This is a genomic window from Halioglobus sp. HI00S01 (genome assembly GCF_001635445.1).
GTDB classification, from domain to species: domain Bacteria; phylum Pseudomonadota; class Gammaproteobacteria; order Pseudomonadales; family Halieaceae; genus Halioglobus; species Halioglobus japonicus.
This window is the reverse complement of record NZ_LWEE01000110.1, coordinates 183156-192671: the sequence shown is the minus strand read 5'-3', so window position 1 is coordinate 192671 and position 9516 is coordinate 183156. Positions and strand designations below refer to the sequence as shown.

The following is a 9516-nucleotide window of genomic DNA, read 5'->3' as shown; positions in this document are numbered from 1 at the left end:
GTCCGTTTACCTTATTGTCCAGCTTAAATCCCTGATTCTGTTCGGGCGGTGCCTAGCTTGCTTTCTTGGCCAGGTCGCCCATGTCGACTGTTTTCTTGCCAGTGGCATCGGCGACGTTGGTTATCACGTCAGCGCGAGGGCCCTTGGCGGCAGTCTCTTCAGCGAGCTTGAATCGCGCGGTGTCTTCCGCCAGGCGGTCGAACAGTTCACGCAACTCATTGGTAGCGGAGTCCATTCGGTCCGCAGCACGCTGTGTTTGCAGGGTTTTTTCCAGAATGTCAGATACTGATTCAGTCACTCGGCTTGAGGACTCACCGGACTGAACGATCTGGCCGCTCATCTCTACCATGTAGTTCCGGGCGTTCTCGGACATGGACAGAATGTGACCGAAACGGTTACGTACGTCACCGGCAATACCAGTCAGTTTCACCAGCGACTGCGTGGCACCTTCCATGTTGCGGTTAGATTCCGCCATACGGTTAGATACCGAGCGAATCGCGCGGTCAGCTTCCTGTACAATTTCGTTGGTCTGGTTAGCCAGCTTACCGGTTTCGTCGGCAATACCCGCGAATCGCTGACCACCCTCACCGGACTGCGACGCAGCCTCAATACGAGTGTTCATCGCCAGAGTAGAAATCGCGTTCGCAACCTCACGAATACGGAACAGCAGGTCGGCTACGATCTCGATGTCGTCACCCAGACGCTTGGAGGTTTTAGCAACGGTCTGCTGCGATTCGCGAATGTCTTCTACCGACACCATCAGGGTTTCAATACCAACGTCACCCTCACGTGCCGCGGTTACCGCCTCTTCAGATGCTTTCGAGGTAGTTTCCGCCAGCTCGGACATGTGGCTGGAGATTTCACGCAGTTCCACCGAGGTGGAGGCCGTGTCTGCCACGATGCTACCCACTTCACCCAGGGACACTTTTACGTCGCCGGATGCCTGGGAGGATTCTTCTACCGCCTCACGAACCTGCTCAGAAGAGTTGTTCACCGAGGTTACCACCGAGCGCATCCAGTCGAGCAGCTGGTTTACAGCCACCGCAATCGGCTGGGTAATACCCTTGGTTACGGTGAGGTCACGGCTGAGGTTGCCCTCGGTCAGCGGCTCAATCTCACGTACCTTCTGCTGTACCTCGGCTTCCATGGCCTGGGCCTGCTCCTGCTGCTGACGCTCTTGGGCGCGTGAGCCGTTGAAACGAATGCCGATGGCCGCCAGTAGACCAATGCCTACCAGTACCAGGAAGATTGCCGTGGTGCCGGACCAGGTGCGGTTCTCCGCCAGCTGGTCAACGTGAACCATGGCGTTACCCACCGATACGCTCAGTTCAGGCGTGGTGGCAGTAATAGATGCTGCTGCCTGGGCCGCGCGGATCAGTTCCTGGTGCGAGTCATAAATGTCGTTTACTGAGCCAGAGACCTGAGCGTACAGCGTTTCTGCTTCATTCAGCACGTCCAGGGCGTCGGCGCCACGCAGGCGGTCGATACCGCGGGCGCGGTCGCCGTCACGCAGGCCTTCCATGGTGCGCTGGAATGACAATGCATCCTGCTTGAATTCCTCAGCAGCACTGGCAGCGTCGTCGCCGCCGGCAAGGATCCGGTCAATGTTTCGGCCGATACGTTCAATCAGGAACAGCTGCTCCTGGGCGGCCAGCAGGGTCTCGTTGGACACGTTGCTGTCACCGAGAATGTCCACCAGATCCTTATACTGGGCCTGAATCGTCTTGATGTTGGCGTTCAGGTTGGTGGAGATCTCACGAACAAACAGAATCCGGTCCTTGGCGTCCAGGATCGCGTCTACATCTGCGCCTACGGTCGCCCACTGCTCGGCAATGCGGTTGGTGTAAGGCGCCATGGATTCACCCGGTGCCTCGAGTTCCTCGGTGCCATTCTGGAGTGCGTCCAGCTGGCCCGGGAACTGGCTGCGGGAGAATGCCAGTTCGTCAAACGCGGGAGTCAGGCCACTAAAGGCCTCACGGGATTCCACGTTAATGTCCTGAGTCAGTACGCGCAGGTCAGAGGCAATGCTGCGGTATTGGTCGTCCTGTTCGGCGCCGGCTGACATCTGGTACATGTTGATACCCAGACCGGCGACGGTGGCTACCAATGCCGCACCGGCGAGCAACAGCACTGAGTCAGTGGCTCCCTTTTGTTTTAGAATTATAGAACTCATGGTTGTTCTCCTGCCCTAGCTAGATGTTATGACGCTGGCTTCAGTGAAGTTGGCGTCTATTAGTAATTTTGAGGTATCGAACAGGGCGTAATCCCCGTCGTTGGTGCTGAAAACACCGCTGATATAAGGCTGCAGCTCATCTGCTACCTGGATATCTGTGCGTAACTGCTCGGTGGAGAGCCTTACGCCGCCATAACTTTGCTCAATCATCAGGCCGGTGTGGATACCGCGACCGTTGACGATAAGAGCCTGCTTGCCCCCGGAGGTCTTGGCGCCGCCGGAGAGGAATGAAGTCAGATCGGAGATGGCCACAACACGACCTCCGACGTTGGCCAGGCCACGCACCCAGTGTTTGACGCCGGGCAGGGGAATAGTGTCACCCAGATCCACGATCATGCGGGTCTCGTCGGCGCTGATTACACAGCGGGTGCCGAGCACGTCAAAGGCCGCCCCGTGCCAGTTCTGGATGAGTTCCTGCGTGGCGGGTACTGGCGCGGCAAAGTCGATGACTTGCTGCGATAATGCGCGCAGGGTCTGGAAGGCATCCGTGCTCATTACACGGCCACCTGGATGGAGAGGAACTCCTTGAGGACGGCTTTCAGCGCTTCCATATCCAGGGGCTTCTCAAGATAGGCGGAGCAACCGCGGTCCTTGGATTTGCCCATGGTGAAAACGTCGTCGTGGGAGCTCAACATGACCACGGGCGTATCTTTGAAGTCGCCCTTACTGGCCCGGATAAGGGTCAGGGTCTTGAAGCCGTCCAGCGGCTCCATGGTGATATCGAGCAGGATCAGGTCTGGCTTACAGTCATCCAGTTGGGTGACGGCATCCCAGCCGTTCTCCGCCGTGGATACTTCGCAGCCACACTGTTCCAGCATCTTGGTTGCCTTGAGCCTGATGATCTTGTCATCGTCGACAAGAAGTACCCGTCGCTTCTGGCTATTCTGTTCCTGAGACATGGTTGTTATTTCTCCTGTCAATCCGGTGGGGCCTGTCGGCCGCCGGGACGTTTCTGTGTTCGAACACTTTCGAGTATTGAGGGCCATTGAGGCAGTGCAAACTAAAAAGTGTTGTTTTTGTGATCGAGTTCCGCGTTTTGCAAGTAAGCTGCAGTAGTCTGCAATTAACTTGCAGTGGCCTGAAAAAACGCGAATTGATTAACATTTCTGCAGTATTTCGCTTGAGACTGAGGGCGGGGTATAGCACCTTTGCTATGAGCCTATAAAAGAACTATTCAGGACGCAGGGGCATAATAATGCTTAATTCCATGTGGGCAGGTTTCCGCAACCTGGCCGTTTTCACTATTCTGGTGTCCGTCGTGGCCCAGCCGCAGGCGCAGGGACGCCTCGATCTGGCTGGACTGGCGGTATACACCGACACTGCCCGAGATATATATGTCGCGGGTTTGCGCACGGCTGACGGTCAGCCGGTTCCCGATTTGAGTGCCCTGCAGGGCCCGATAATCATGGAGTACCGGATTACCACGCGCCGGATCAGTGCTCGAGGATTTTCCGGCACCCTGCTGTTGCAGGCGGAGCTGGGGTCCGGCGAGCGAGCCCCGGATGCCGTGGTAGATGCACTGGGTGAACTCAAGCGCACCATGAAAGGATCGCTGCTGATGGGCGATCAGTTTGAAATTGGCCTGACGGAGCGGGGTAATACCGTATTCAACCTCGACGGCACGCGCCTGTTCGATGTCGATGGCGCTGAAACCTTTGCGTTCCTGATCCAGGGTTGGCTGGGTTCATCCGCCTCTGCACTGCTGCGTGAGCCGCTGAGCTCGCGTAGCCTCGACGATGGCATCATGACCCGGTTTGAGAGCCTGATCCCTCTGAATGAGCGGGTTGATACTGTGGCCGCCTGGGGCAACGACGCGGCTGAAGAGCCTCAACAGGTGGCAGCTGCGCCCGAACCGGCCACTACACCAGAGCCCGAGCCGGAACCTCAGGTTGCCGCCGCGCCTGAACCCGAGCCCGAGCCTGAAGTAGATGCCGGGGCCGCTGCTGCGGCAGCCGTTGCCGCCGCCGCTACGGCCGCTGCTGCGACGCCAGAGCCCGTGCAGGTGGCTTCAGCACCCGAACCTGAGCCTCAGCCCGAGCCGCTACCCGAATTGCCGCCGTCTTCTGAGCCTGTGGTGGCGCAGTTGGAACCAGAGCCTGAGCTCGAGCCTGAGCTCGAGCCCGCTGCGCCGGCCACGGACGATCGCGCCTCCGCACTGGCCGAAATGGACGACCGCGAGTACCAGCGTCAGCTGAATGAGTACCTGGCACAGGTGCTGGGTATGGTGTTCCGTGAGGTTCGCTATCCTCGTCGCGCGGTCAACCGCGAACTGGAAGGCAAAGTTGAAATGCTCGCCGAGATCAGTCTCGAGGGTAAGCTGCTGGGGGTTGAGGTGCTGGAGACTTCTGGTCACGGCCTGCTCGACCGCGCTGCGATTGCCGCCGTAGAGGAAGGAGCACCCTTCCCGCCCCTGAGTGCGGTGGCCCAGGAAGAATTCCTGTCAGACGATGGTGAGAACTACGTGCTGATGATTCCCGTGAATTTCCGGCTGCAGTAAAGCGCAGCCGGCGAATCATTCCTGACCGAAATCAGGTAGCCAGCCGCCGGACTCCTTCCAGCGGTTAACCACATCACAGAACAGCTCTGCAGTTCTCGCAGCGTCATAGGCCGCTGAGTGAGCTGCGCTGTTGTCAAAGGCAATGCCGGCCTCGGCGCAGGCCTTGGCGAGCACCGTTTGGCCGTAGGCCAGCCCCGACAGTGTGGCGGTGTCAAAAAACGAGAACGGGTGAAAAGGGTTGCGCTTGAGATCGCAGCGCTCCACGGCCGCGTTAATAAAACCGGCGTCAAAATGGGCGTTATGGCCTACCAGAATGGCCCGGTTACAGCCCTGTTCGCGAATTTCCTTGCGCACCGCGCGGAAGATGTCACCCAGTGCCTCGGCCTCGTCGACCGCCTCCCGGAACGGGTGGTAGGGGTCGATGCCGGTGAAATCCAGCGCGGCCTGTTCAATATTGGCTCCCTCGAACGGTTTGACGTGAAATTCGAGGGTGCGATGTACGTCCATCATGCCGCTGTCGTCCATGCGAACCAGGGTCGCTGCAATCTCCAGAATGGCGTCGGTGCCGGCGTTAAAGCCGCCTGTCTCTACGTCGATAACCACGGGGAGGAAACCGCGGAAGCGATCGGCAATGCGATGTTGGAAATCTTCCACGGCGCTCAGGCAACCTGCCAGTGCATGGATTCGCCCGCCGACAGGGGCTTGAGATGGTCATTGCCCAGTGGAATCTCGGCAGGCACGTCCCAGGCCTGCTTGCGCAGGGTAATGGTATCGGTGTTGCGCGGCAGGCGATAAAAGTCTGGCCCGAAGTGGCTGGCAAAGCCCTCCAGCTTGTCCAGAGCATTGCACTCTTCGAACACCGAGGCGTAGAACTCGATTGCCGCATGCGCTGTGTAAACACCGGCGCAACCGCAGCTGCTCTCTTTGGCGTGACGCGCATGGGGGGCGGAGTCTGTGCCCAGAAAAAACTTCGAGTTGCCCGACGTGGCCGCTTCAATCAGCGCCTGCTGGTGTGTGCTGCGCTTGAGAATGGGCAGGCAGTAATAGTGGGGGCGAATACCGCCGACCAGCATGTCGTTGCGGTTAAACATCAGGTGGTGGGCGGTGATGGTGGCGGCCACATTGCTGCCTGCATCGCGTACAAACTCGACCGCGTCGCGGGTGGTGATGTGTTCAAACACAATGCGCAGGCCCGGGAAGCGTTCGGCAATAGGAATGAGGTGGCGATCAATGAAGGTCTTCTCGCGATCGAAGATGTCGATATCGTGGTCCGTGACTTCGCCGTGAATAAGCAGCGGCAGGTCGGACTCCTCCATTGCCGCGAGCACCGGATACAGCCCATCGAGTTGGGCCACGCCAGCCTCGGAATTGGTGGTGGCGCCGGCGGGGTAGAGCTTCACGGCGTGGACATAGTCAGATGCTGCTGCCAGCTGAATCTCGGCCGCGTCGGTCTGGTCGGTGAGGTACAGCGTCAGCAGGGGTTCGAACTGGCGCGGCAGGGCGCTCATCGCCGCCAGAATACGCTCTCGATAGGCCGCGGCCAGGGCCACGGTGGTCACCGGTGGCGTCAGGTTGGGCATGACGATAGCGCGGCCGAAATAACGGGCCATATCGGCGCAGGTTTGCGCCAGTGCATCGCCGTCGCGCAGATGTACATGCCAATCGTCGGGGCGGGTGATCGTAATTTCGTTCACTGGAGTTCTGCCGGGTCTGGGGAAAGTCGGCATGCTACCACAAACGGGGTGAATTCTTTATGACGGGCCACACTATGCCGGGCCGCGGCTGCCAGAACCGGTGAATTTAGTACCTGCATCGCGTAGAATACGCGGCCTTTTGCGTAATATTGAACGGAGCGAACCATGTCAGACGTGAAAAAAGTCGTACTGGCCTATTCCGGCGGCCTCGATACCTCGGTCATCGTGCGCTGGTTGCAGGACACCTACAACTGCGAAGTGGTCACCTTTACCGCCGATATCGGCCAGGGTGAAGAGGTGGAACCTGCCCGCGCCAAGGCGGAGGCCATGGGCGTCAAGGAAATCTACATTGACGATCTGCGCGAAGAGTTCGTGCGTGACTTCGTGTTCCCCATGTTCCGTGCCAACACCGTTTACGAAGGTGAGTATCTGCTGGGCACCTCTATTGCCCGTCCCTTGATCGCCAAGCGCCTGATCGAAATTGCCAACGAAACCGGCGCCGATGCGATTTCTCACGGCGCCACCGGTAAGGGCAACGACCAGGTGCGCTTCGAGCTGGGTGCTTACGCGCTGAAACCGGGTATCCAGGTGATTGCGCCCTGGCGCGAATGGGAGCTGGGTTCCCGTGAATCCCTCATGAACTACTGCGCCGAGCGCGATATCCCCGTGGATTTTGCCAACGCCAAGAAAAAATCTCCGTACTCTATGGACGCCAACCTGCTGCACATCTCCTACGAGGGCGATCTGCTGGAAGACCCTTGGGCCGAGCCTGAGGAAGATATGTGGCGCTGGAGCGTCAGCCCGGAGGCGGCCCCGGATGCGCCCACCTACATTGAGTTGACCTTTGAAAAAGGTGATGTTGTGGCGATCGACGGCGAAGCCATGTCACCGGCGACGGTACTTGAACACCTGAACAAGGTGGGCGGCGCCAACGGTATTGGCCGCGATGACATCGTGGAGAACCGCTACGTGGGCATGAAGTCCCGCGGATGCTACGAGACGCCAGGGGGCACCATTCTGCTCAAGGCGCACCGCGCGATTGAGTCCATTACCCTGGACCGCGAAGTCACGCATATGAAAGACGAGCTGATGCCGCGTTACGCCAAGCTGGTCTACAACGGTTACTGGTGGAGCCCCGAGCGCAAGATGCTGCAGGCGGCGATCGACGAGTCCCAGAAGGTGGTTAACGGCACCGTGAAGCTGAAGCTGTATAAGGGCAACGTTATTATTGCTGGCCGCAAGTCGGAAGACAGCCTGTTTGACGAGAGCATTGCCACCTTCGAGGATGACGCTGGTGCCTATGACCAGAAAGACGCCGAGGGCTTTATCAAGCTCAACGCGCTGCGGATGCGCATTGCCGCCAACAAAGGCCGGGATCTGCTGTAAGGCATGAAACTGTTCCTGAAATGGCTCGCCCTGGGGCTGGTGCTGGTAATCGCCGGCCTAGCCCTGACCGCGTCCTGGTATCTGCGCTGGGACGAGATTGAACCGCCGCCGTTGCCCGGCGAGGTGGTGGCCGGGGCTATCGATCACAGCGGCTTGCAACGCCATTGGCAGGCCTTTGTGCCTGAGACCTCCGGTGCCAATGCACCCCTGGTGATCGTACTGCACGGTTCCTTGTCTGACGGTAATGTCGCCCGTGCGAGCACCTTCTACAGCTTCGATGTGGTGGCGGCCCGGGAAGGCTTTGTGGTTGCCTACCCTGATGGCATTGACCAGCACTGGAACGATTGCCGGGCTAACGCCAGCTACGCGGCGAACCAGCTCAATATCGACGATGTGGGCTTCGTACGCACGCTCGTAAGTGAACTGGCGGAACGATTGGGCATTGATCGGAACCGCGTGTTTGTCACAGGTTTCTCTAATGGTGGGCAGATGGCCTATCGCTTGGCGATGGAAGCCCCTGACCTGATTGCGGCCGCGGCACCCATGGTGGCCAATATGCCCGCCCCCGGTAATAACGCCTGTGAGATGGCGGATGTCGCTGTCCCCATGCTGATAGTCAATGGTACAGCCGACAGTATTAATCCCTATGAGGGCGGTGTGGTTAACCTGTTCGGCGACACCAGTCGCGGCGAAGTGCTTTCGGCCGAGGCGAGCGCCCTCTACTGGGCGGACCTTGCCGGTTACACGACCGAGGGCGAGCGCGAGATGTTGCCCGTCACCCAGCAGGACGATACGACGCGCCTCGAGCGCCTGGCCTGGGAGAGCAGCAACCGGCCTTCCGTCGTACTTATCGGTATGCAGGGCGCCGGCCACCAGTTTCCCCACCCAGTTTTCACCGGCATGCGTGCCCTGGGGCCCACCAGCCACCAGGCCGACGGCGCCGAACTCATCTGGAACTTCTTCTCCAACACCCTGGGGTCAGGTCTCTAATTTCTCAGACAACTCTGGGGTCAGGGCTTAAATGTCTGAGAAATTTAAGACCTGACCCCAGGGTTGTCTGAATGGTTTACGGTGTGGGGTAGGGGAGAGGGAGGACAATGCTGAGGGCTTCGCTGGGGCCCTGGTGCAGGTTGCGGTAGCCGTGTTTCTGGTCGCCGGGGAAGGCCAGCACATCACCCGCGTCCACTTCCCAGTTCTGGCCGCCGACCGACACACCCACACATCCCGTTAACGTCACGAGATACTCCTTGGTGCCCTGCAGGTGTGGCTTGCCAGCCATGGAACTGCCCTGGGCGAGGTGGATGCGGTCGATCTCAATACCCCTGACCTTGTCGGGCATAAGTTTGTGTACGGCCACCTTGCCGCCGCTGCGCATTTTGATGGGGACCTGGTCAGCTTTGAGCAGGCTGCATTCATTGCGCGGTCGGGATAACAATTCCTCGATGCTCACGCCGAGGGCAGCGGCGAGTTTGCAGAGGTTGGTGAGCGACGGGTTGCCGCCACCGGATTCCATGTTCGTCAGCGTAGATCGCGGTATGCCGGCTTTGGCTGCTAGCTTGTCCTGACTCAGTTCGCTGCGCTTGCGCAGGGCAATAATATTGTCGGCGAGATAGGCCGAGACGTTCTCCAGCTCGCTCATCGATGACTCCATTGGCGCTATGGCAATATATTAGCCAAAATGACGAAATAATGTCTAGATTGGTTAG

General features: G+C 59.1%; 9 protein-coding genes. 3 read left to right on the top strand and 6 right to left on the bottom strand.

Annotated features, from left to right (window positions below; genetic code table 11):
- Positions 1–52: 52 nt before the first annotated feature.
- The 3 genes from A3709_RS13715 to A3709_RS13705 are packed head-to-tail and all read right to left on the bottom strand — an operon-like array spanning position 53 to position 3132.
- Positions 53–2173: a methyl-accepting chemotaxis protein gene (locus A3709_RS13715; protein WP_066055557.1), complete on the bottom strand. Its 2121-nt coding sequence runs from the start codon at positions 2171–2173 to the stop codon at positions 53–55.
- 15 nt (positions 2174–2188) lie between these two features.
- The gene (locus A3709_RS13710; RefSeq protein ID WP_066055554.1) at positions 2189–2728 is read right to left on the bottom strand and encodes a chemotaxis protein CheW; all 540 of its coding nucleotides are present in this window, start codon (positions 2726–2728) and stop codon (positions 2189–2191) included.
- Complete coding sequence (locus tag A3709_RS13705; protein WP_066055551.1) at positions 2728–3132, bottom strand: response regulator; 405 nt, start codon at positions 3130–3132, stop codon at positions 2728–2730. Before A3709_RS13705 ends, A3709_RS13710 begins: the two co-directional genes overlap by 1 nt.
- Positions 3133–3428: 296 nt before the next feature.
- Here A3709_RS13705 and A3709_RS13700 point away from each other — a divergent pair, with 296 nt between their 5' ends.
- Positions 3429–4730, top strand: coding sequence for an energy transducer TonB (locus A3709_RS13700; RefSeq protein ID WP_066055549.1), 1302 nt, complete (start codon positions 3429–3431; stop codon positions 4728–4730).
- 15 nt (positions 4731–4745) lie between these two features.
- Here the strand turns inward: A3709_RS13700 and rnt are convergent, their stop codons facing one another.
- Both rnt and pyrC read right to left on the bottom strand, forming a co-directional pair.
- Positions 4746–5384: a ribonuclease T gene (rnt, locus tag A3709_RS13695; protein ID WP_369795152.1), complete on the bottom strand. Its 639-nt coding sequence runs from the start codon at positions 5382–5384 to the stop codon at positions 4746–4748.
- 5 nt (positions 5385–5389) lie between these two features.
- Positions 5390–6424 carry a dihydroorotase gene (gene pyrC, locus A3709_RS13690; protein ID WP_197484193.1) on the bottom strand — a complete coding sequence of 345 codons (1035 nt, stop codon included), beginning with the start codon at positions 6422–6424 and terminating at the stop codon, positions 5390–5392.
- A gap of 165 nt (positions 6425–6589) precedes the next feature.
- Here pyrC and A3709_RS13685 point away from each other — a divergent pair, with 165 nt between their 5' ends.
- Both A3709_RS13685 and A3709_RS13680 read left to right on the top strand, forming a co-directional pair.
- Positions 6590–7810, top strand: coding sequence for an argininosuccinate synthase (locus A3709_RS13685; protein WP_066055540.1), 1221 nt, complete (start codon positions 6590–6592; stop codon positions 7808–7810).
- Between the two features lie 3 nt (positions 7811–7813).
- A complete protein-coding gene (locus tag A3709_RS13680; RefSeq protein ID WP_066055537.1) occupies positions 7814–8800 on the top strand; it encodes a PHB depolymerase family esterase in 987 nt (328 codons plus the stop codon).
- Positions 8801–8876: 76 nt separating this feature from the next.
- Here A3709_RS13680 and A3709_RS13675 read toward each other — a convergent pair whose 3' ends face one another.
- Positions 8877–9449 (bottom strand): helix-turn-helix domain-containing protein, encoded by a 573-nt coding sequence (locus A3709_RS13675; protein WP_066055534.1) that lies wholly within the window; start codon positions 9447–9449, stop codon positions 8877–8879.
- Positions 9450–9516 lie beyond the last annotated feature (67 nt).